This window comes from Burkholderia sp. LAS2, from assembly GCF_018417615.1.
Lineage (GTDB): Bacteria > Pseudomonadota > Gammaproteobacteria > Burkholderiales > Burkholderiaceae > Burkholderia > Burkholderia sola.
Window position 1 is genome coordinate 3,599,406 of the sequence record NZ_CP071052.1, and the last position, 21,855, is coordinate 3,621,260.

At 66.7% G+C, this 21,855-nt stretch carries 21 protein-coding genes; 4 read left to right on the forward strand and 17 right to left on the reverse strand.

Annotation, left to right across the window (positions count from 1 at the left end):
• Positions 1-111: 111 nt before the first annotated feature.
• From JYG37_RS16660 to JYG37_RS16680, 5 genes are all read right to left on the reverse strand, one after another.
• Positions 112-612 (reverse strand): hypothetical protein, encoded by a 501-nt coding sequence (locus tag JYG37_RS16660; protein ID WP_244137922.1) that lies wholly within the window; start codon positions 610-612, stop codon positions 112-114.
• Positions 609-1,796, reverse strand: a complete 1,188-nt coding sequence (locus JYG37_RS16665; RefSeq protein WP_176015329.1) for a DUF6402 family protein — start codon at positions 1,794-1,796, stop codon at positions 609-611. Before JYG37_RS16665 ends, JYG37_RS16660 begins: the two co-directional genes overlap by 4 nt.
• A 79-nt stretch (positions 1,797-1,875) precedes the next feature.
• Positions 1,876-2,220 carry a hypothetical protein gene (locus JYG37_RS34790; protein WP_244137923.1) on the reverse strand — a complete coding sequence of 115 codons (345 nt, stop codon included), beginning with the start codon at positions 2,218-2,220 and terminating at the stop codon, positions 1,876-1,878.
• Between the two features lie 178 nt (positions 2,221-2,398).
• Positions 2,399-3,361, reverse strand: coding sequence for a quinone oxidoreductase family protein (locus JYG37_RS16675; protein WP_213345617.1), 963 nt, complete (start codon positions 3,359-3,361; stop codon positions 2,399-2,401).
• 31 nt (positions 3,362-3,392) lie between these two features.
• Positions 3,393-3,644 carry a hypothetical protein gene (locus JYG37_RS16680; RefSeq protein ID WP_213345618.1) on the reverse strand — a complete coding sequence of 84 codons (252 nt, stop codon included), beginning with the start codon at positions 3,642-3,644 and terminating at the stop codon, positions 3,393-3,395.
• A 95-nt stretch (positions 3,645-3,739) separates the two neighbouring features.
• Between JYG37_RS16680 and JYG37_RS16685 the strand changes: the two genes are divergently transcribed.
• Positions 3,740-4,531: an AraC family transcriptional regulator gene (locus tag JYG37_RS16685; RefSeq protein ID WP_213345619.1), complete on the forward strand. Its 792-nt coding sequence runs from the start codon at positions 3,740-3,742 to the stop codon at positions 4,529-4,531.
• 75 nt (positions 4,532-4,606) lie between these two features.
• Here the strand turns inward: JYG37_RS16685 and hpaI are convergent, their stop codons facing one another.
• The 7 genes from hpaI to JYG37_RS16720 are packed head-to-tail and all read right to left on the reverse strand — an operon-like array spanning position 4,607 to position 10,506.
• The gene (gene hpaI / locus JYG37_RS16690; RefSeq protein WP_050010898.1) at positions 4,607-5,413 is read right to left on the reverse strand and encodes a 4-hydroxy-2-oxoheptanedioate aldolase; all 807 of its coding nucleotides are present in this window, start codon (positions 5,411-5,413) and stop codon (positions 4,607-4,609) included.
• Positions 5,414-5,425: 12 nt separating this feature from the next.
• Positions 5,426-6,229: a 2-oxo-hept-4-ene-1,7-dioate hydratase gene (gene hpaH, locus JYG37_RS16695; RefSeq protein ID WP_213345620.1), complete on the reverse strand. Its 804-nt coding sequence runs from the start codon at positions 6,227-6,229 to the stop codon at positions 5,426-5,428.
• A gap of 20 nt (positions 6,230-6,249) precedes the next feature.
• The gene (locus JYG37_RS16700; protein ID WP_213345621.1) at positions 6,250-6,642 is read right to left on the reverse strand and encodes a 5-carboxymethyl-2-hydroxymuconate Delta-isomerase; all 393 of its coding nucleotides are present in this window, start codon (positions 6,640-6,642) and stop codon (positions 6,250-6,252) included.
• A gap of 28 nt (positions 6,643-6,670) precedes the next feature.
• Positions 6,671-7,519: a 3,4-dihydroxyphenylacetate 2,3-dioxygenase gene (gene hpaD, locus JYG37_RS16705; protein ID WP_050010896.1), complete on the reverse strand. Its 849-nt coding sequence runs from the start codon at positions 7,517-7,519 to the stop codon at positions 6,671-6,673.
• 47 nt (positions 7,520-7,566) lie between these two features.
• On the reverse strand, positions 7,567-9,030 hold the full coding sequence (gene hpaE / locus JYG37_RS16710; RefSeq protein ID WP_050010895.1) for a 5-carboxymethyl-2-hydroxymuconate semialdehyde dehydrogenase: 1,464 nt from the start codon (positions 9,028-9,030) through the stop codon (positions 7,567-7,569).
• A gap of 25 nt (positions 9,031-9,055) precedes the next feature.
• On the reverse strand, positions 9,056-9,820 hold the full coding sequence (locus JYG37_RS16715; protein WP_050010894.1) for a fumarylacetoacetate hydrolase family protein: 765 nt from the start codon (positions 9,818-9,820) through the stop codon (positions 9,056-9,058).
• A complete protein-coding gene (locus tag JYG37_RS16720) occupies positions 9,817-10,506 on the reverse strand; it encodes a fumarylacetoacetate hydrolase family protein (RefSeq protein ID WP_050010893.1) in 690 nt (229 codons plus the stop codon). The genes JYG37_RS16715 and JYG37_RS16720 overlap by 4 nt, the downstream gene beginning before the upstream one ends.
• 152 nt (positions 10,507-10,658) lie before the next feature.
• Between JYG37_RS16720 and hpaR the strand changes: the two genes are divergently transcribed.
• A complete protein-coding gene (hpaR, locus tag JYG37_RS16725; RefSeq protein ID WP_050010892.1) occupies positions 10,659-11,099 on the forward strand; it encodes a homoprotocatechuate degradation operon regulator HpaR in 441 nt (146 codons plus the stop codon).
• Between the two features lie 55 nt (positions 11,100-11,154).
• On the opposite strand, the gene JYG37_RS16730 is transcribed toward hpaR, so the two are convergent.
• Positions 11,155-12,366: an SDR family oxidoreductase gene (locus JYG37_RS16730; protein ID WP_213345622.1), complete on the reverse strand. Its 1,212-nt coding sequence runs from the start codon at positions 12,364-12,366 to the stop codon at positions 11,155-11,157.
• Between the two features lie 650 nt (positions 12,367-13,016).
• On the opposite strand from JYG37_RS16730, the gene JYG37_RS16735 reads away from it, so the two are divergent.
• The gene (locus JYG37_RS16735) at positions 13,017-13,364 is read left to right on the forward strand and encodes a DUF3564 family protein (protein WP_050010890.1); all 348 of its coding nucleotides are present in this window, start codon (positions 13,017-13,019) and stop codon (positions 13,362-13,364) included.
• Between the two features lie 414 nt (positions 13,365-13,778).
• Complete coding sequence (locus JYG37_RS16740) at positions 13,779-15,641, forward strand: peptidoglycan D,D-transpeptidase FtsI family protein (protein ID WP_050010889.1); 1,863 nt, start codon at positions 13,779-13,781, stop codon at positions 15,639-15,641.
• A gap of 27 nt (positions 15,642-15,668) precedes the next feature.
• Here JYG37_RS16740 and JYG37_RS16745 read toward each other — a convergent pair whose 3' ends face one another.
• The 4 genes from JYG37_RS16745 to JYG37_RS16760 all read right to left on the reverse strand — a co-directional run bounded on the left by JYG37_RS16745 (position 15,669) and on the right by JYG37_RS16760 (position 21,539).
• Complete coding sequence (locus JYG37_RS16745; protein ID WP_050010888.1) at positions 15,669-17,384, reverse strand: cation:proton antiporter domain-containing protein; 1,716 nt, start codon at positions 17,382-17,384, stop codon at positions 15,669-15,671.
• 209 nt (positions 17,385-17,593) lie between these two features.
• Positions 17,594-19,021: a c-type cytochrome gene (locus JYG37_RS16750; RefSeq protein ID WP_213345623.1), complete on the reverse strand. Its 1,428-nt coding sequence runs from the start codon at positions 19,019-19,021 to the stop codon at positions 17,594-17,596.
• Positions 19,018-20,796 (reverse strand): GMC family oxidoreductase, encoded by a 1,779-nt coding sequence (locus JYG37_RS16755; protein ID WP_011547848.1) that lies wholly within the window; start codon positions 20,794-20,796, stop codon positions 19,018-19,020. The genes JYG37_RS16750 and JYG37_RS16755 overlap by 4 nt, the downstream gene beginning before the upstream one ends.
• The gene (locus tag JYG37_RS16760) at positions 20,796-21,539 is read right to left on the reverse strand and encodes a gluconate 2-dehydrogenase subunit 3 family protein (RefSeq protein WP_124554171.1); all 744 of its coding nucleotides are present in this window, start codon (positions 21,537-21,539) and stop codon (positions 20,796-20,798) included. Before JYG37_RS16760 ends, JYG37_RS16755 begins: the two co-directional genes overlap by 1 nt.
• Between the last annotated feature and the right edge of the window lie 316 nt (positions 21,540-21,855).

Genomic DNA, 21,855 nt, shown 5'->3' on the forward strand with positions numbered 1-21,855 from the left:
GTGGCCGCCCGCCTCTATTCGATGCGGTGCCGGTCCTCGTGCGCCGTCGCGCATTATCCTGCGCCATTCGGGCGCACAATACGGCATCGGATAAGCACGAAGTGCGGTCGACTACGGCAACATAGCCTTGAATCGATCGAACAGTGTAGGCGGTAGCTTGATCTCGCCATCGCCCTCGACGGCAGAATCAAATACCAAGGATTCCTTAGTCCATACCAAACGGACGGCATCCGGGTACGTGTAAGTACGCTCGGCAAGCAATCGCATGTCAGATGTCCGATACAGTCGCAAAAGAATGCGGTCCCCAGGCAGATAGGTGTATTGCGCCGTGTAGCGCCCCCCATCGTTCCTGGAGAGTTCGGTATCAAACTGAGTCGCTCGTGCGCGGACGTGCGCATCCTGATAGTAAGAACCGGCGCAGCCCAACACAGTCACAGCTGCCACGCCAAAACCGAGCGCTCTCATTCCAGATCTCATTCGTGCGGCGCGCCCCTCTTGGTGCGCGAGGCTGTATAGGACAACTGTCAACATGCATGCAGCGATTCCGAACAGCGCGATTGCTGCAAGCGCAACGATACCCGCCCCTTGCATGGTGGTCGCCAATCCGTTCATTCGAAATACACCGTTATTGGTTTGTCCAGCATAATCGGCTTGTAGTCGGAAAATATGATGAAGTCACCGCCTCGATGATGTCTGGCTTGCCAGTCTCGGAACGAGCGATTCCGGACCGGATAGTAAACCTTCCCTGGCTCATAGAGGTTTGCGACCGTACTGCCGGACACGACCGGAAAATCAAACCACGGCTGATCTGCAAGATTCGCTGCAGTGTAACTTGGCACGATAATCACACCGTTTTTGCTCCAGTGGCCCAGGTACTGGGATCGTGAATCTGCAGCCCCGTCAAAGGAATACCCATCCCTGACGTATATAACGATGTGGGTGACCGTCGCCTCCTTTCCTTCGGCGTCGAAGATAACGCGAGCTACCCCTGCATACAGATTGAAAGCCCCCAACGCACCGGTCAGGTCGTCAGGAACACCGGCATCCGGAAGCCGCCGCACAGCCTGCAAAGCTTTCTGCTCAAAGGAACTTTCCACAGCCGCTCGCTGGAACTGGAATTCCTTGTGTAGCTTGCGAATATCGTAGCCGCTGACCGTCCAAGGCGATACATCCCCGCGTCTGCGATAGCGACCAAGAATGTCCTTGAGGGTTTCATATGCGCGCGGGCTGTATATGTCGACATTCACGAGATTATCGTACTGCCTCTTGGCACGCGCGTGCTTGAGAACCCAATCCAGTTTTATGGTGGTTCGATCGATCATCGACTCCGGGTAGAGTTCGCCGTTCTGATTGATCTCGTTCCGCTGATCTTTTGATGTGGCCGAGTAGTTAAGCTCTCCTGCAAACCACCGCTCCATCAGTTTCGCCGAAACTGGCATATGCTCTTTGCGCATAGCATCGGGAATTTGCTGAATATCGAAAGGCGGCACCATCCTTTCCTTCTCCATCGGCTTCGGTTGCTTGGGCGGAACAGGCGTATCCAGCCATTTCCTGAAGCGAGAAAACGCAGCCGCGACCCTTTCGATGTCGTCCACCATCTTGTCGAGCGAATCGCGCTTGTCGACTCGCGCAACGGGCGTAGATTGCTCTACTGAGGACTCGCTCACCGGCGGAGCCATTGCTAGTGACAGGCCGAGATCACACGCCGGGATGCCCCCATCGTCCCCGTCGCATAGCTTCCATTTCCAAATCAGCTTGTTGATCCTTAAGTATGGGATTCTATCTTTATCGCGCACCGTGCGTTCCCTTGCGTTGTGGAATCCCGGACCATACAGGCCCACTCACCGCCTCACAATGTTCCGCATGCGCCATTCATCAAAAATCACGGATCCGATGGAGTCGCGAACGCGAAGCATTCCGCATCACCTGACATGGATTCCACATGTATTCGTTCGTTTCTGGCGGAAAACGCATGTCTCGAAACAAGCGCCAGGCAGCCTCGCGGTGTAGGACAAGGCTCCCAAGCATCGTTGCCAACTGTGAACGGCGACCCTGACATTCGTAGCCCATCCCGAACTCCTGCGCTTGCCGACTCAACTCGTCCATCGCACTGGCGCTCGCCTGATCGTGTTCGGTCTTGTAACGCATCGGATCGATTCGAGCAGCTTGATCAGGTGTGGACGGCACCTCACGCTCCGCCGGCAAGATCGTATCGGACATCGAGGTATGGGGCATCGCGCACTCCCAAGCGGGTTCTCAAATGCACCATCTTATTAGCAATGGCGAAATTCGATAGCCTCCCTGACAAGACCTGCGAACCTCGCTCTCAATACGCGCGGTCGCCCGTCTTCTGGCCCTTCCCCTTGGCAGACGATGGCCGTTGCACGCCCGTCGCCGTTCAGTCAGCGCGCATCGTGAATACCAATCGCACGACGCTGCTCGCATCGCCCCAATGTTCACCGACCGCCGACAGCGGCACCGTGCGCGTGTCGATCGTAAGGCCCGCCTCCCCCGCCGCTTCGAATACGCCGCGCACCGACGCCAGCAAGCGCGGCAGCGACACGCTGCCGATCCCGCTGCCCATCAGTTCGATCGCGGTCGCCCGCAGCACGGCGCCGGGCACCAGCACGTCCGCGCCGCCGATCGAGCCGATCTGCACGAAACGCAGCCGCCGCCCGCCCGGTGTCGCTTTCGCGGCGGCGCCCAGCAGCGTCCGCGCGCTGGCGCCCCACAGATAATCGAGCACGACATCCACGCCCGCGCGGAAATGCGGTTCGAACGCCCGCGCCAGATCGGCGTCGTCCTGCTGCAGCGACACGACGGCATCCGCGCCGGCCTTCAGCAACGCCTGCAACGCGGCCGCGTTGCGGCCCGTCGCGATCACCTTCGCCGCACCGAGATGCTTCGCGATCCGCACCGCGAGCCGCCCCGACGTGCCCGTTGCGCCGTTGACGAGCACCGTCTCGCCCGCGACGAACCGCGCGCGTTCGGTCAGCGCCGCCCACGACGACATCCCCGGAATCGCGATCGCCGCGGCGGTGACATCGTCAAGCGTGTCCGGCAGCGGCACGCACTGCGTATCGGGCACGATCGTGCGTTCGGCCATCGCGCCGAACGGCGTGGGTGCACCGAAGAAGTAGACGCGCCGACCGTCGTCGAGACGCCCCACGCCGTCGACACCGACGACGAACGGATAACCGCCAACGGAGGAGTAATGCGTGCCCGCCGCGCGCCCCTGCGCGATGCGGCTCAGCGCGGACGCCGTCACGTCAATCAGGCTGTGGCCCGGCATCGCGCGCGGCGGTTCGAACTCCGTATAAACCGGACGCTGTCCGGCGCCTTCAACGACTGCTGCTTTCATGGTGGTTCCTTCAATTCTGGACGGTGGGCCTTTACCGGGCATCGAGCCACGCGCGCAGCGCGGGATCGCGTACTTCCAGTACGTCGAACAGGCCGAGCGCACGCAGTGCAGGCAACGCGTCGATCGCATCGGCCTCCGCGCGCGCCCTCTCCGCCGGCGCGGCGTTCGGATCGGTCAACACACGCGCGTTGACCAGAAACGCGCCAACGGTCCCCTTGCGGATCATCGTTCCGCCGGCATCGATTTGGTTGGCATGGTCGGGAAGCATCTGTTCGGCTCGCATCGCGTCTTACTCCGGTTGTCATCGATGGACGCAGTGTAGGCGTGCGAAACCGGCCGATCTCCGGTATAACGGCCATTCGATACCGATATCCGGCCATGTCCGATCCGCTCCTGCCCGCCCGCTTCGTCACGTCCGACGACGGCCCGTTCGTGGTCGCCGCCGTCCTGTCGCAACGCGACCCGCGCATCACCGCGCCGCATTCGCATGCGCGCGGCCAGCTCGTCGGCGCGCTGAGTGGGCTGGTGACGATCGGCCTCGACGACCAGGAATGGGTCGTGCCGGCGATCCACGCGATCTGGATTCCGCCGCATTGCCGGCATTCGCTGCGCTCGTTCGGGCCGATTTCGGGCTGGTCGGCGTTCGTCGCCGAAGCCCGCTGCGCGACGCTGCCGGCGACGCCGCGCGCGATCCGCACGACGCCGCTGCTGCGCGAAGCCGTGCAGCGCGCCGCAAGCTGGGGCGACTCGGAACTGGATGCCGCGCAGACCCGGATCGCCGACGTGATCCTTGACGAAATCGCGGCATCGGAAGCCGAGGCGCTGGGGCTGGTCCGTCCGCGGAACCCGCGGCTCGTGAAGATCACCGATGCGCTGGCCGCGGATCTCGCGAACGACCGGCGGCTGGAGGAATGGGCCGAATGGGCCGGCATCGGCGCACGGACGATGAGCCGCCGCTTCGTCGCCGAGACGGGGCTGACGTTCGCGCAGTGGCGTCAGCAGGCGAGGCTGCTGCGAGCGCTGGAGCGCATCGCCGACGGCGTGCCGGTGACGACGATCGCGCTCGATCTCGGGTACGACAACGTGAGCGCGTTCATCGACATGTTCCGGCGTGCGCTGGGGACGACGCCGGGGAAGTATATGGAGACGGGAAGGCGAGCGGAGGAATAGATACGGCCATGCGCGTGCATGAAGCCGCACGGCGAACGGCCGGCGGTCAGCAGACAAAAACCGCCCGCCACTACGTCAATACGTGCCGTCGCCCTTCTTCACGACATCGCCGCCGTTCCCCTTGAACTGCGCGGCAAGCCGCTCCGCGCTCCGTGCCAGCAGCGTCGTATCGACGCCGACCGCGACGAACAACGCACCCGCTTCCAGATAGCGCCGCGCAGCCGCTTCATCCGCGCTCAGGATGCCCGGCGCCTTGCCGGCCGCCTTGATCGCGCGGATCGCCCCGTCGATCGCGGCCTGCACGTCCGGGTGCCCGGGGTGGCCGAGATGACCGAGATCGGCCGCGAGATCGGCCGGGCCAATGAACACACCATCGACGCCGTCGACCCGCGCAATCGCATCGATCGCTTCCAGCCCCGCGCGCGTCTCGACCTGCACGAGCACGGCCATCTCGTCGTTCGCGCGATGCAGGTACGCGCCGACGCGATTCCACCGCGACGCGCGCGCGAGCGCGCTACCGACGCCGCGCATCCCGTGCGGCGGGTAACGCGTCGCGGCCACCGCCGCACGCGCTTCGTCGGCGCTCTGCACCATCGGCACGAGCAGCGTCTGCGCGCCGAGATCGAGCACCTGCTTGACGATCACCGGATCGTTCCACGGCACGCGCACGACCGGATGCGACGGATACGGCGCGATCGCCTGCAGTTGCGCGAGGATCGTCGGCACCGTGTTCGGCGCATGCTCGCCGTCGATCAGCAGCCAGTCGAAACCGGCACCCGCGACCACTTCGGCGCTGTACGGATTCGCGAGACCGAGCCACAGGCCGATCTGCGCGTCGCCGCGTGCGAGCGCGGCCTTGAAGACATTCGACGGCATCTGCATCGTTCGCTCACCTCACTCGAAGTAGCACTGGATCGTCCCGAGCGGGCCGTAGTCGACGCTGAACGTATCGCCCGAACGCGCCGCGCACGGCCGCGTAAACGATCCGCCGAGCACGATCTGCCCCGGCTCCAGCGCGACGTCGAAGCGCGACAGCCGGTTCGCGAGCCATGCGACGCCGTTCGCCGGATGGTTCAGCACGCCGGCGGCGACCCCGGTTTCCTCGACCACGCCGTTGCGCGACATGATCGCCGCGACCCAGCGCAAATCGACGTCCTGCGGGCGCACCGGCCGGCCGCCGATCACGACGCCCGCGTTCGCCGCGTTGTCGGCGATCGTGTCGAACACCTTGCGCGGCCGTTTCGTGTCGGGGTCGATCGACTGGCTGCGCGCGTCGATGATCTCGAGCGCCGGCACGACGTAATCGACCGCGTCGTACACGTCGAAGATCGTGCAGTTCGGGCCGGTGAGCCGCTTGCCGAGCACGAACGCGAGCTCGACCTCGACGCGCGGCACGATGAAGCGGCCGGTCGGGATCGTGCCGCCGTCTTCGAAGAACATGTCGTCGAGCAGCGCGCCGTAGTCGGGTTCGTCGATCTGCGACGTGTTCTGCATCGCCTTCGACGTCAGGCCGATCTTGTGCCCCTTCAGCGTACGGCCTTCCGCGAGCTTGAGGGTCACCCACGCGCGCTGGATCGCATACGCGTCGTCGATCGTGATGTCGGGATGGTCGAGCGAGATCTGGCGGATCTGCGTGCGCGCACGCTCGGCGTCGTGCAGACGGTGCGCGAGCTGGTCGATGATGGCGAGTTCGAGCATGATCGGATCGGGAATGGGGTTCAGCCGGCCCGCTTGTAGCGGGCGTGGATGTTGTTGTGCTTGTACGAGCCGCTTTCGCTGAACTCGGTCAGTTCCATCGACAGCGCGAGATAGCGTTTCGCGTACAACTCGGCGAAATGGGCCTTGATCGCGTCGAACAGCGCGTCGCACGCGGCTTGCTTCGTTTCGTCGCTGCGGCCCGCGCCGATCTTCAGCGTCACGTGGACGAACGCGTCGTCCTCCGTGCCGTCGGCGACGCAGTAGTCGTGCAGCTCGATCGCGCGCGAACGGATGCCGCCGGTCGGGAACACGCCGCCCTGCGCGATCAGCGTCGCGTTGATCGTGCGCAGCAGCGCGGGAATGCGCGCGCCGTCGCGGATGTTCGCGGTGTATTCGACGACGATGTGTGGCATGGCAACGCTCCTGATAGGTATGCGGCGCTCAGGCGAGCGGGAAGATCGCGTTGATCTGCCCGGTGCCCGAGCTCGCGAAATAGTCGGTGACGATCTCGACGGGCTGGTCGTAACGATCCCAGCCGAGCAGCCCGAGCAGCATCGCCGTGTCGTGCATCCCGCCTTCGCCGTGGCAATGCACGTTGTACTCGGGCAGCATCGCGCAGAAGGTCTTGAAATCGCCCTGCTTCCACAGCTCGACCACGCGCAGGTCGACCTGCCGGAAGAATTCGCGGCTGATCTGGTGGATCGATTCCTCGGGGCTGCCGTTGTCGTTGAAACGGTGCGACAGCGAGCCACTCGCGAGGAACGCGACGTTCGAATCGCTCTTCTCGATCGCCTCGAGCAGCGCCTCGCCGAAGCGCCGGCTTTCGTCGAGCGTGTGCCACATGCACCAGCCCGCGATCGACACGACCTTGAAATGCTGGTCGCCGTTCATGTAGCGCATCGGCACGAGCGTGCCGTATTCGAGCTCGAGGCTGTCGATCTCGTGCGCACGCGTCGCGACGCCGCGCTCGGTGGCCGTTTCCGCGATCAGCCGGCCGAGCGCCGGGTTGCCCGGATACGCGTACTGCATGTCGCGGATGAAATGCGGCAGCTCGTTGCTCGTATAGGTGCCCGCGAACCGCGCATTGCAGTTCACGTGATAGCCCGCGTTGACGAGCCAGTGCACGTCCGACACGACGATCGTGTCGACGCCGAGCGCGCGGCAGCGCTCGCCGATCAGCCGGTGGCCGCGGATCGCCGCTTCACGGCAGCCGTGATGCTTGCCGGGCAATTCCGACAGGTACATCGACGGCACGTGCGTGATCTTCGCGGCGAGGGACAGTTTGCCCATCGTTCAAGTCTCCGTATGGTTCTTTGCGGCGAATCGCTACGCGCCCGTTACACGCCCCAGCGCGGGACGTGATGCGAACCCATCGAGATGCACACGTTCTTGATCTCCGCGAACACCTCGAAACTGTACTCGCCGCCCTCGCGCCCGGTGCCCGATTCCTTCACGCCGCCGAACGGCTGGCGCAGGTCGCGCACGTTCTGGCTGTTCACGAACACCATCCCGGCCTCGATGCCGCGCGCGAGCCGATGCACCTTGCCGACGTCCTGCGTCCAGATGTACGACGCGAGGCCGTACGCCGTATCGTTCGCGAGCCGCAGCCCTTCGTCTTCGTCGTCGAACGGGATGATGCACGCGACCGGCCCGAAGATCTCTTCCTGCGCGATGCGCATCCGGTTGTCGACGTCGGCGAACACGGTCGGCCGCACGAAGTTGCCGTTGCGCAGATGATCGGGCAGCCCGGCCGGCTTGTCCGCGCCGCCCGCGACCACGCGCGCGCCTTCCTGCTCGCCGATTCGGATATAGCCCGTCACCTTTTCCCAGTGCTGGCGCGTGATCATCGCGCCGAGATTCGTGCCCGGATCGGCCGGATCGCCGACCACCAGGTTGTTCGCGCGGCGCGCGAATTCCTGCACGAAGCGATCGTAGATCGTGCGCTGCACGAAGATCCGCGAGCCCGCGGTGCAACGTTCGCCGTTGATCGAGAAGATCGTGAATAGCGACGCGTCGAGCGCGCGGTCGAAATCGGCGTCGTCGAAGATCAGCACCGGCGACTTGCCGCCGAGCTCCATCGAATACTTCTTGAGGCCCGCGCGCTCCATGATCCGCTTGCCGGTGACCGTGCCGCCGGTAAACGACACCGCGCGCACGTCAGGATGCCGCACGAGCGCGTCGCCGGCCGTCGCGCCGTAACCCTGCACGACGTTCAGCACACCGGGCGGAATGCCGGCTTCGAGCGCGAGCCGGCCGAGCTGGTCGGCCGTCAGCGGCGACAGCTCCGACATCTTCAGCACGGCCGTGTTGCCGAGCGCGAGACACGGCGCCGTTTTCCACGTGGCCGTCATGAACGGCACGTTCCACGGCGACACCAGCGCACACACGCCGACCGGCTGGTACAGCGTGTAGTTCAGCATCTGGTCGTCGACCGGATAGGTGCGGCCGTTCATCTGCACGCACACTTCCGCGAAGAAGTTGAAGTTCTCGGACGCGCGCGGAATCAGCTGCTTGCTCGTCTGCGCAATCGGCAGCCCAGTGTCCTGCGTCTCCAGCGCCGCGAGCATCGGCACGTTCTTCTCGATCAGCTCGCCGAGCTTGCGCATCAGCTTCGCGCGCGCCTTCGCCGGCGTGTTCGCCCATTTCGGGAACGCATCTTTCGCCGCGCGCACGGCCGCGTCGACCTCGGCCTCGCCGCCCGATGCGACGTCGGTGATGACGTCGCCCGTCGCCGGGTTCAGCGTCGTGAAAGTGTCGCGGCTCTCCACTTCGCGGCCGCCGATCCAGTGCTTGATGGTCATGTGCTCTCCTTCCTTGGCGACGGCCTCAGCCGGCGCGATAGTAGTCCGCTTCGCCGACGATCGTGTTCACGAGCCGGCCGATTCCTTCGATTTCGGTCACGACCTCGTCGCCCGGCTGCGTGTCCGCCAGCCCCTCGGGCGTGCCGGTCAGGATCAGGTCGCCCGGCGAGAGCGTCATGAAGCTGCTGATGTGCTCGATCAGCGCCGGCACGTCGAACACCATGTCGCGCGTGCTGCCGCGTTGCGTCTCGCGGCCGTTCACGGTCGTGCGCAGCGTCAGGTCGGCAGCGTCGCCGATCTCGTCGCGGCTGACGAACCACGGCCCGAGCGGCGTGCAGGTGTCGCGGTTCTTCACGCGCAGGTTCGGGCGGTAGTAGTTCTCGAGATAGTCTCGGATCGCGTAGTCGTTCGCGACCGTATAGCCGGCCACGTAGTCGATCGCCTGCGCGCGGCTCACGTGGCGCGCCGGGCGGCCAATCACGACGGCCAGTTCGCACTCGTAGTGCATGTGCGTGGCGTCCGCCGGGCGCACGGTCAGCGACCGGTGGCCGACGAACGTGTTCGGCCCCTTCAGGAAAATCAGCGGCTCGCTCGGCGCGTTGAACGCGAGTTCCTTCGCATGGTCGGCGTAGTTCAGGCCGAGCGCGAACGTCGTGCGCGGCGCGACGGGCGGCAGCCACACCACGGCATCCTCCGCCACCACGCGCCCCGTATCGATGCGGATCGCGCCGTCGCCGGCCGGTTCGGCCGCATGCAGTGCGCCGTTGTAGATCACGCGCGCCGTCTTCATCGTGCTTCCTCCGCCATCAGCGTATGCCGCAGCGTGCCGATGCCGGCCGCGGCGATCTCGATCGTACTGCCCGCGCGGGCATGCGGTGCGCCGCCCGCGACGCCGAGCAGCAGCACGTCGCCCGCGTCGAACGACATGAAGGCCGTCACGTCGGCGATCAGCTCGCGCACCGGGCGAATCAGCGTCGCGGTCGACGCGGACGCAGCCACCTTGCCGTCGATCCGCACCGTCAGCCCGATCGCGTCGACATCGGCGAGCGCGGCGGCCGGCACGATCGCCGGGCCGAGCGGGCAGAAGCCGTCACGGCACTTGAAGCGCACGGCCGGACGGTAGTAATCGGGGTGCGGCACCGATACGTCGCTCGCGAGCGTGAAGCCGTGCACGTAGTCGAGCGCCCGCGCGGCCGCGACGCGCGTCGCGCGCCGCGCGAACACGACGGCCACCGACGCACCGATTTCCAGCGCGTCGACGCCGGCCGGCACGACGACGGCGGCGCCATCGGCCGCATGCGTGTTGGCCGATTTGATGTACAGGACCGGCGCCTGCGGCGGACGGCCGTAAGGCGGTGCGTTCACGGCGTCGCCGAGTGCGGCGAGCGCCCCGCGCTCGTTGAGCAGCGCGCCGTAGACGGTACCGATGGCGACCGGCAACGGCGGCGCCGCGGCGGTCGTGCAAGACAGCTCCATGCGTCATTCCCCTGCCGCGCGTCGCGGCGCATCATCAATAGTTAATATCTTAAGTAAACAATCGGGCGCTGACAACCTCGATTACCCTGATACGCGAAATTCATCAGCTTCGGCTGTTAAGATTGATGCGTCCCCGTCCTCTGCTCACCCCGATGAACCGTACGCTCGACCATCGCAACCTGGCCATGCTGCTGCTCGAGGCCCGCGAAACGCTGATGGGCCTGTTTCGCCCCATTCTCAAGGAATTCTCGCTGACCGAACAGCAATGGCGGATCATCCGCGTGCTTGACGGCGAACCGGCGCAGGCGCTCGAAGCCGGGCAGATCGCGAAACGCTGCTGCATCCTGAGCCCGAGCCTGACCGGCGTGCTGGAACGGATGGAGCGCGACGGCCTGATCACGCGCACGCGCGCGCAGGAGGATCAGCGCCGGCTGCTGGTCAGCCTGACGCCGCAAAGCAGGAAACTGGTGACGGAAATCGGTCCGCGCATCGACGAGCAATATCGTCAGCTCGAAGCGCGATTCGGCGAGGACGGCCTCGACGACATCTACCGCGCGCTCGACCGGCTCATCGAGCTCGGCAACCAGGCATGAAGACGGCGCCCGCGCCCGCCATGGGCGGGAACGGGCGCCGGGGCGATGCGACCGGTTAGTGGATCGCGCCGCGCATCAGCTCGGTCACCGCCACGCCGCGCGACGTGCGCATGCACTCCTCGACGTAATCGATGAACGGCAGCGGCTCGAAATCGATTTCGTCGCGCACGCGGCGATTGTCGAACACGCGATCGACCGTCGCGAATTCGCCGCAGCGCTGCAGCGCCCGGCCGATCACGCGCTCGAGCGCCGGATCGGGCCGCCCGAGCACGTCGCGCACGACGAGCGGCAGTTCGGCCGGCGCGCATGCCGCGTAGCGCGGCGCGCCGGTCATCCCCGCCGCCTCGTCCATCGCGCGCACGATCTGCGCGACCTGCGGCGCCTCGTCGCCGGCCGACACATGATAGATGTCGTGCGCGAGCGTCGGCTTGACGGCCAGCAGCATCGTCGCGCGCGCCACGTCGTCCACCGACACGATGTCGATGCGCGTCATCGGCCGCGCGGTGAAGCGACGCGCCGCATGCGCGAGCCGGAACATCCAGAACGAATTCGGCGCGGGCCGCGTACCGAGCACCGTATGGCCGACCACGTGCGACGGCCGCACGACGACGAGCGGCAGTCCGAGCGCGCGCAGGCGCTGCTCCGTCTCCGCCTTCGCGTGCAGATAGTCGGCCGCGAGCACCGCGCCCGGCAGGCCGTCGCCGGCCCGCGGCACGACGTCGTTCCCCGCGCGCTCCGCCTCTTCCTGCACGATCCCGCCGCGGCCCGCATGCGCGTAAGCGGTGCCGACGTACACGAAGCGTTGCAGGCGCGGCGCGCGCGCAAAGCGCTCGGCGAAGCGCACCGCATCGGCGATGTCGGCCCGCAGGTGCGCGCCGTCGGCCGGCGACGCATGGCCCGCGCAATGAATCACGTGCGTCGCGCCGGCCAGGCGCGACGCATCGGCGCCGTGCCACACATCGCCGAGCGCGCCGACGATCACGTTCGCGTCGGTCAGGCGCGACGCCCAGTACGGCGTGAGCCCCGCGCGCAACGCGGCTTCACGCAGCCGCGCGACCGCATGGCCGCGGTCCCGCGCGCGCACGACGCAGGCGATGCGTTCGAGCAGCCCTGCATTGACGAGCGCCGTCAGCACGGTACTGCCGATGAAGCCGGTGGCGCCGGTCAGCACCAGCCGTCCGACGTTCGCCGCCGCGACCGGTGCGCTGGCCGGCGACACGAGGCTCGTCCGCCAGTTGAGCGACAACGCGGTTTTCCAGATCAGCACGATAGTCTCCTTCGAAGAATCGGCCGGGGCGGCGCGGCGCCCGCGGTTGCGGGCGCCGCCCGGCTCGCCGGCCGGGCCGGGGCCGACGCGGGCCCCGGCGGCTCCCGATCGGGCGTGCGGCCTGCGATCGCGTCGATCGCGCTCTGGCACGAGGCGGCGGCAGCCGGCGCGGGCGGGCGTCCGCGGCACAGGATCGGGGAAGTTCCCAGTGTGGGGCCCGACCGCATGCAAGTCTGTCCCGAAAGTTTCGTGAAAGTGTGCCGATTTGTACGCGATTGTCGGAGTGTGTCGTGCCGGTCGGCTGATTAAAACGACGAAACGTTCGGTCGGCTGCATTCGACCGGTGCCGAAACGCGCCGATCGACCCGGTCGCGATGGCAGCCGGTGCGCGACAGATCGACGCGGCCGGCGGCCCTGTCATCCCATGTCTGGACCGCGGCGCGTGCCCGACCGGCCACGGCCATCGCCGGTATCGCGCGCCTGTGCTGACGCGTCGGGAATGACCATGAATCGTCAGACGTCCTTTCATCTGGAATCGAAATGGGCTCAATATAAATTTATTGCGGATTATCACTTGCGTTTCACACCAGTCTATCTAGACTGTTCAAGTTCAAACGGTCGAATGTGTCTTTTTTCAAGGAGACGATGCAATGCGCCTCACCATTCGGATTAATGGCAGCGAATCGGCAACCCGGCATTCCTTCGCAGTCTTGTGGGTCGATACCGACGAGGGTCTGTGGTCGCGCGAGGCACATCAGGGCATCGACCTTCCGACCTGGGGCAAGGTCCGCGACATCGAGGGCGCGATGGCGCTCTGTGCAGCCGACAGCGGCAATGCCGTCTGTCAACTGAAGGGGCTGTCGTTCGATGCGATGCGCCGCGAACAGGGCCCCGCGGTGCTCGCCGGCGATCATCCCGACGGCGCATGGCGCCTGCAGGCGGTCGATACCTGCACGACCCAGCCGGAATACCGGGAATTTATTTCCGTTGCCCGCTAGGTATTATTGACATGAATCGTCTGCGGTTTTCGGGTTTATTCCGGCAGTAGTGATATTCATTTCGATATTCAGCATGAATGGCGCCTCCGTTCGAGGCGCTTTTTATTTTCGAGATTAGAGAAATTATCGTCGCGCGGGCAATTGATCGCGCGTCGGAACGGTCGCGATCGCGCGATGGCGGAGACCGCGTGTCCGGCTCCGCTCGCGACGGATCGCCCGTGTTTCATCCTCCGCAGCCGCCGCGGCATCCTGCGTCGCCCCCTTTGCTGCGCTTTCCTCCCTTTTCCAGACGGCCTACCCTTCGTCTTTTTGCGGGGCCGGACCATACTTTCCTCACACGGTGTTTACTCATTTATTACAATCGCATTATTCAGACTGACCCACCGCCGCACGGCGGCCCGACCCGGCCATTGCATGAGCGTGAAAAAGAAGACCCACCCCGCCGATCCGTACGCGGCGGCGACCAAGAATCCGATGCTCGCCGCGCGCCTGCCGATGTGGCGCTCGCGGCTGATCGTGGTCGTCGTGTTCCTCGCGTTCGCCGCGCTGATCGCGCGCGCGTTCTGGGTGCAGGTCGCGAACCAGGATTTCTACGTCGGCCAGGGCCAGAAGCGCTATCAGCGCACGATCGAGCTCGACGCGATGCGCGGACGCATCGTCGACCGCAACGGAGCGATGCTCGCGGTCAGCCTGTCGACCTATGAAATCTGGGCGAACCCGAAACAGGTCGCCGACACCGATTACCCGCAAATCGCGAAGCTGCTCGACCTGCCGCTCGCCGAGGTGAAGCGGCGTCTCGGCAACGACAAGACGTTCGTGCTGCTCAAGCGGCAGGTCGACGCGGACACCGCCAGCCGGCTCGACAAGCTCGCGATCGACGGCATCACGCAAATCGCCGACTCGAAACGCTTCTACCCGGAAGGCGAATCGGCCGCGCACGTGGTCGGCTTCACGAACGTCGAGGACAAGGGCCAGGAAGGCGTCGAGCTCGCGGCGAATGCGCGCCTGCAGGGCACGTCCGGCCAGCGCGAGGTGATCCGCGACCGGCTCGGCCGCATCGTGTCGGACACGCGCCCGCTCGTCCCCGCGCAGCACGGCGCGACGATCGAACTGACGATCGACCGCCGCATCCAGCAACTCGCGTTCAGCCAGCTCAAGGCGGCCGTGATCGAGAACAATGCGCTGGCCGGCAGCGTCGTCGTGCTCGACGCGCAGAACGGCGAGATCCTCGCGCTCGCGAACTATCCGACCTTCGACCCGAACGACCGCGCCCGCCTCACCGGCCAGCAATTGCGCAACCGCGCGGTGATCGACACGTTCGAACCGGGCTCGACGATCAAGCCGCTCGTCGTCGCGCTGTCGATCGACGAGCGCAAGGTCACGCCGAACACGATCATCAACACGTCGCCGGGCACCTACAAGATCGGCCCGGCGGTGATCCACGACACGTCGAACCACGGGTCGCTGACGGTGTCGCAAGCGCTGCAGAAATCGAGCAACGTCGCGCTCGCGAAACTGGCGCTCAACTTGCCCGCCGAAACGATCTGGAACAAATACCAGGAGTACGGGATCGGCCGCGCGCCGGAACTGACGTTCCCGGGCGTTGCGTCGGGCCGGCTGCGCGGCTACAAGCGCTGGCGGCCGATCGAGCAGGCGACGATGGCGTACGGCTACGGGTTGTCGATGTCGCTGCTGCAGATCGCGCAGACCTACACGGCCTATGCGGGCGACGGCACGCTGCACCCTGTGTCGCTGCTGAAGAACGGCACCGACCAGCAGACGATCGACGCGCACCGCGGCCACCGCGTGACGTCGCCGCAAACGGCCGCCGCGATTCGCTCGATGCTCGAGATGGCGGTCGGCGAAGGCGGCACGGGGCGCCGCGCGCGCGTCGACGGCTACCGGATCGGCGGCAAGACGGGGACCGCGCGCAAGCAGGTCGGCGCGAGCTACGCGAAGGGCAAGTACCGCGCGCTGTTCGCGGGGATGGCGCCGATGAGCAACCCGCGCCTGATCGTCGCGGTGATGATCGACGAGCCACGCGGCAAGGGGTACTACGGCGGCACGGTGGCGGGCCCGGTGTTCGCGTCGGTCACGAGCGGCTCGCTGCAGTTGCTCGGCGTGCCGCCCGATGCGCCGGTCGAACCGGAAAAGAATGCACCGGCGCAGGCCGCCGCGCCGCAGAAGACGGTCGGGGCGCCGAAACCGGCGGCATCGTTGAAGACGGCCGCGCAATCCGGCACTCCCGCGCCCGCGAAGGCCGCTACCGCAGGCTGACGATGCGAGGCGCGATGCCGCGCGCCGTCAATGCGCGGCCGCGACCGGCTTCGCCATCCGGCCGAGCACGTGCTCGGTCATCCCGCGCGCGAGTTCGGTCTCGCCCATGAATACGGTGCCGATGCCCTCGCTCGACAGCAGCGCGGCCTCGTCGCCGCTGTTCGTGCACAGCACGACCTCGAGCGTCGGGTTGAGCGTGCGCGAGATCTCGACGATCTGCCGCACGTCGAACACGTCGGGCAGCGTGACGACCAGCATCCCGGCGCGCGCGATATGCGCCTGCACGAGCACGATCGGCTCGATCGCGTCGCCCGACACGGCCGCGGTGCCGTCCGCGCGCAGCTTCTCGACGAGCTCGCGATTCTGCTCGACGACGACATAGGCGATCCCGCGCTCGTCCAGCGCATGCGCGATCCGCGTGCCGACCTTGCCGTAGCCGACGATCACGACCTGCCCGGTCAGATGCGTCTGCGGCGTCGACATCGGCAGCGCGGCGAGCGGATCGTCGCGCGCCTCGAGCTTGCGCGCGAACGCCGAATGCTTGCGAATCCATGCGAGCGCCGGATCGATCATCGCGAACAGCAGCGTGTTCATCGCGATCGAGATCAGCGCGACCGCGAGAATCAGGCTCTGCCCCTCGGCCGACAGCAGCCCGAGCGCACGGCCGAGCCCCGCGAGGATGAACGAGAATTCGCCGATTTGCGCGAGACCCGCGCCGACCGTCAGCGCGGTGTTCAGCGGATAGCGGAACGCGATCACGAGCGCGACCGCCGCGAGCGTCTTGCCGACCAGCACGATCGCCGCGACCTCGATCACGTGCAGCGGCTCTTCGATCAGCACCTTCGGGTCGAACAGCATGCCGACCGAGATGAAGAACAGCACCGAGAACGCGTCGCGCAACGGCAGCGTCTCGTCGGCCGCGCGCCGGCTGAACTCCGACTCGCGCATCATCATCCCCGCGAAGAACGCGCCGAGCGCGAACGACACGTCGAACAGCTTCGCCGCGCCGAACGCGATGCCGACCGCCGCGGCAATCATGCAAAGCGTGAACAATTCGCGCGAACCCGTGCGCGCGACGAGCCACAGAATGCGCGGGAACACGCGCTTGCCGACCACCAGCATCAGCGCGATGAACGCGGCGACCTTCAGCATCGTGACGCCGAGCGTGCCCCACACGCTGCCGCCGGCCGCATGCGCGTCGCCGGGCGGCGTGCCGCCGAGCAGCCCCGCCACCGGCGGCAGCAGCACCAGCACGAGCACCATCACGAGATCCTCGACGACCAGCCAGCCCACCGCGATGCGCCCGTTGACCGTCTCGACGAGCCCGCGCCCTTCAAGCGCGCGCAGCAGCACGACGGTACTCGCGACCGACAGCGCGAGCCCGAACACAAGCGCCGCACCGAGGCTCCAGCCCCAAGTGAGCGCGAGCCCGCCGCCGAGCAGCGTCGCGACGGTGATCTGGACGATCGCCCCCGGCAGCGCGATCTTGCGAACCGCGAGGAGATCGCCGAGCGAGAAATGCAGGCCGACGCCGAACATCAGCAGCATCACGCCGACTTCGGCGAGCTGCTGCGCGAGCGACAGATCGCCGACGAAACCGGGCGTGCCGGGGCCGATCACGATCCCGGCGAGCAGATAGCCGACGAGCGGCGGCATTTTCAGCAGCGACGCGAGGTAACCGAAGATCATCGCGAGACCGAAACCGGCCGCGAGCAACGCAATCAGGCTAACGTCATGAGGCATCCCCCCTCCCAAGCTCTTGTAACTATTTAGTAAGGTTCAAGAGTGAAAGGATAAGGGATGAGGCGGAAGAATGGCGCGCAGCCGCGAAAATTTCACGCCGCTGCGCGCGGTGCGGGGTACAACCCCGGCGACGGGAAAGGCGTCGCGCGGACCCGCCGCGCGTGGGCGCCACCCCAGCAGCAGGCGGGGCTCGCGCCCCGCCGCTCCGGTCAGCGCGACGCTCGCGGGAACCGCGCGCCCGGCGGCGGCTCGGGCCGCGTCGACGGCACGCTCTTGCGCACCTTCGCGACCTGCGCGGCCGTCACCGGCGCGCCCGTGTTGCCCCAGCTCGTGCGCACGAAGTTCGACACGTCCGCGACTTCCTGGTCCGACAGCCGCCAGCCGAACGGCGGCATCGTGAAGGTCGACGGCGCGGTGCGCGTGCCCTGCAGCGCGCTGCCTTCCAGCACGACGTGGATCAGCGACGTCGGGTCGTCGCCCTGCACGACCGGGTTGCCGGCGAGCGCCGGGAACACGCGCGTGTAGCCGTGGCCGTCGCTGCGGTGGCAAGCCATGCAGTTGTCGCGATAGACGGCCGCGCCCGGCTTGCTCGCGTCGCCGGTCTGGAGCGCCTTCGCCGCGGCCGCGTCGTACACGTGCGGCCGCTCGCCCTGCACGCGCGGCGGCAACGTCTTCAGGTAGCGCGCGATCGCGTTCAGGTCGTCGTCGGTCATGTGCTGCATGCTGTGGTCGACCACGTCCGTCATCCCGCCGAACGCGGCCGTGCGCAGCGTGCGGCCGGTCTTCAGGAACTGCACGATCTCGGTTTCGTTCCACGTGCCGAGGCCGGTGCGCGGCTCGCCGCGCAGGCTCGTCGGCACCCAGCCGTCGATCGCCGCGCCGCCGGCCAGGAAGTCGAGGCCGTCGGCGTCGGTCAGCCCGCGCTCCTGCATCGTTGGCGCGCGCGGCGTGTGGCACGCGCCGCAGTGGCCGAGCCCCTGCACCAGATATGCGCCGCGCGCGACGACCGGGTCGGGGTACGACGCCGCGTCGAACGGCTTCGGCGACGGCGCGAACAGCTTGCGCCAGATGCCGAGCGGCCAGCGCATCGACAGCGGCCACACGATGTCGACCTTGCGGTTCTCGTGCTCGACCGGCGCGACGCCGTGCATGAAGTACGCATACAGCGCCTTCATGTCGTCGTCGGTCAGCCGCGCGTACGACGGGAACGGCATCGCCGGATACATCGTGTCGCCGTTCTTGCGCACGCCTTCGCGCACCGCACGCGTGAAGTCCTCGTAGGTCCAGCCGCCGAGGCCCGTCTTCGCGTCCGGCGTGATGTTCGTCGAGTAGATCGCGCCGATCGGCGTGTCGAATTTCAGCCCGCCCGCGAACGGCTTGCCGCCGCTCGCGGTGTGGCAGGCGATGCAGTCGCCTGCGCGCGCAAGATATTCGCCGCGCTTGACGAGGGCCGCGTCGGCCGACTGGGCGGCAGGTGCGGCCGCCGGGCCCGAAGCCGCGGTCGGCGCGGACGCCGGCTGTGCGAACGCGGTTCCACCCGCGAGGCCGAATGCCGCCCATGCCGAGCCGATCGCCAGCGCGCGCCGCAGCGGAGAAACGCGGCGCGCGGCGTTGTGGTGGTTCATCGTCCTCTTCATACGGTCACCAGCGGGGCGGGATTTTTCAGGTATTGCTCGCGAATCGCGCGGGCCGACCAGTAGGCCAGCGCCGCGATGATCCCGGTCGGGTTGTAGCCGATGCCCTGCGGCAGCGCCGATGCGCCCATCACGAACACGTTGTGCACGTCCCAGCACTGCAGGTAGCGGTTCAGCACGCTCGTCTTCGGGTCGGTGCCCATGATCGCGCCGCCGACGAGGTGGGTCGTCTGGTACTGGCGCGAGTCGAAGTGCTTGCCGAACTCGCGCGTCGACACGCCGATCGCCTTCGGCCCCATCGCTTCCGCGATCTTCTTCATCTGGCCGGTCACGTACTGCGCCATCTTGATGTCGTTGTCCTTCCAGTCGAACGTCATCCGCAACAGCGGCTGGCCGTACGAATCGCGATAGGTCGGATCGAGGTCGAGATACACGTCGCGGTACGACATGTTGGTGCCGTGCGCATCCATCGAGATCGTGTGCGCGTAGTTGTCCTTGACGGCCTTCTTCCACGCCGAGCCCCACTGCGGCGTGCCGGGCGGCGTCGCGATGCCGCTGATCGGCTTCACGCCGGCCTGGTTCACCCACAGCGGCGAGCCGCCGACGAAACCGAGCGGGCCGTGGTCGAAGTTGTCCGCGTTGAAGTCGTCCACCGCGACGCCGTTGCCGCCCGCGCCGATGAACGGATTCGTGTAGGTATCCTTGTCGAAGAACGCCTTGATCGTCGACAGGTTCTGGTAGGCGAAATTGCGGCCGACCACGCCTTCGCCCGAAATCGGGTCGTACGGCTTGCCGATGCCCGACAGCAGCAGCAAGTGCACGTTGTGATACTGGAACGCGGCCACGATCACGAGATCGGCCGGCTGGTGCACCTCGCGCCCGGCCGGATCGACGTAGGTCACGCCGGTCGCCCGCTTCTTCGTGTCGTCGAGGTCGACGCGCAGCACATGGCACTTCGAGCGCAGCTCGAAGTTCGGCGCCTGCTTCAGCGCGGGCAGGATGTTCAGGTTCGGCGACGCCTTCGAATACATGTAGCACGCGTAGCCGCTGCAGTAGCCGCAGAAGTTGCACGGGCCCATCTGCACGCCGTACGGGTTCGTGTACGGGCCCGACGTGTTCGCCGACGGCAGCCTGTACGGATGCAGCCCGAGCGAGTGCGCGGCATCGAAGAAGCGCTGCGCCGAATACGTGTTGAGCTGCGCGGGCAGCGGGAAATTGTCGCTGCGGTTCGCCTCGAACACGTTGCCGTCGCCGACCACCTTGCCGCCGACCTTGTACGCCTGCCCCGACGTGCCGAACACCTTCTCGGCGAAATCGAAATGCGGCTCGAGCTCGTCGTACGTGACGCCCGTATCCTGGATCGTCATCCCTTCGGGGATGAACTTCTTGCCGTAGCGCTCTTCATAGTGGCTGCGCAGGCGCAGCTCTTCCGGCGTGATCCGGAAGTGCACGCCCGACCAGTGCAGCCCCGCACCGCCGACGCCTTCGCCCGGCAGGAACGCGGCGAGCTGCCGGTACGGCAGCGCGGTGTCCTGCAGGCCGTGGCGGATCGACACGGTCGTCTTCGACAGGTCGAGGAACAGCTTCTTGCGGATGTTGTAGGTCAGCTCGTCGATCGTGTTCGGATACGCGCCGTCCGGGTAGGTGTCGCGATATTCGCCGCGCTCGAGCGCGACGACGTTCAGGCCCGCTTCGGTCAGTTCCTTCGCGAGTATCGCGCCGGTCCAGCCGAAACCGACGATTACCGCATCGACATGCGGCTTCTTGTCTGCGGCCATCAGCTGCGCTCCCCGTTGATCGAGACGGGGCCGTACGGATAGGGCTTGCCGCTCTGGTTGACGAAATCCATGAAGTCCGCGCGCGCGCCCGGGAAACCGATCATCTTCCACGCGGCCATGTCGCGATTGCCGCCATGCACCGGATCGCAGAAGTAGCCTTCGCGCGTGTTCTGCAGCAACTGGCCGAGGAACAGGCCGGGCGGGACGTCGTCGATCTGCGCGCCGCCCTTCTCCAGCGCGCCGAGCACGGCGTCGCGCGTCGGCGCGTCGAGATCCGCGAACGCCTTGCCGTGCGCCTTTTCGCAATAGCGGTTGACCGCCGCGATGCCGAGCCGGTAGATGTCGCGCGGCACCAGCTTCAACTGGTAGCCGAGCTCCGGCACGCCCTGCTGGAACGGCCCCTGCATGTACCACGTCGCGCCGTGCGCATACGGCGTCTCCATCTGGCGATCGATGAATTCGGGCACGCCCGCTTCGAGCGCGCCGGGGCCTTCGGTGTCGGCCGGAATCAGCCGGTCGACCGCGGCCTGGACGAACGCCCATTCCTTCGCATCGAAAAAGGTCGGCTTGTACGGCGCGCGGTCGGCGCCGGCCGACGCAGCGGACGCGTTGCCGGCCGTCGTCGCGGACGGCGACGACGACGAGCGCAGGTCGCAGCCGGCGACCGACGCGATCGGCACGAGCGCGACCGATGTGCGCAGGAAACGGCGACGCGAATTGGGTTTGTCAGGTGGCGTGGACATGGTCGGATGTTGATCGTTGGGGATCGGGGTTCGGACGCGCGCATTCCGCATGCCGCGTGCCCGGCAGGCAGCCGTGCCGCAGGCGGCCGGTTGCCCTGTTCTTTCGTGTGTTGCGCACAACCTCGATGCTGGCGGCCGGCCGCGATTCGCGGGGACGCCCTCGTTGCGGCCGCGCGGCGCCGCGGATGCCGGCGGCGCGCTGCGCGGATCGACCTCTTCGCGGGCCTATCGTCGGACAAATACCGGCATCGACCTGCATCTGTCCGTCATCGCCCATGACCCTTGTTCAACTTAGACGTCGCGTCTGCCCACGGCA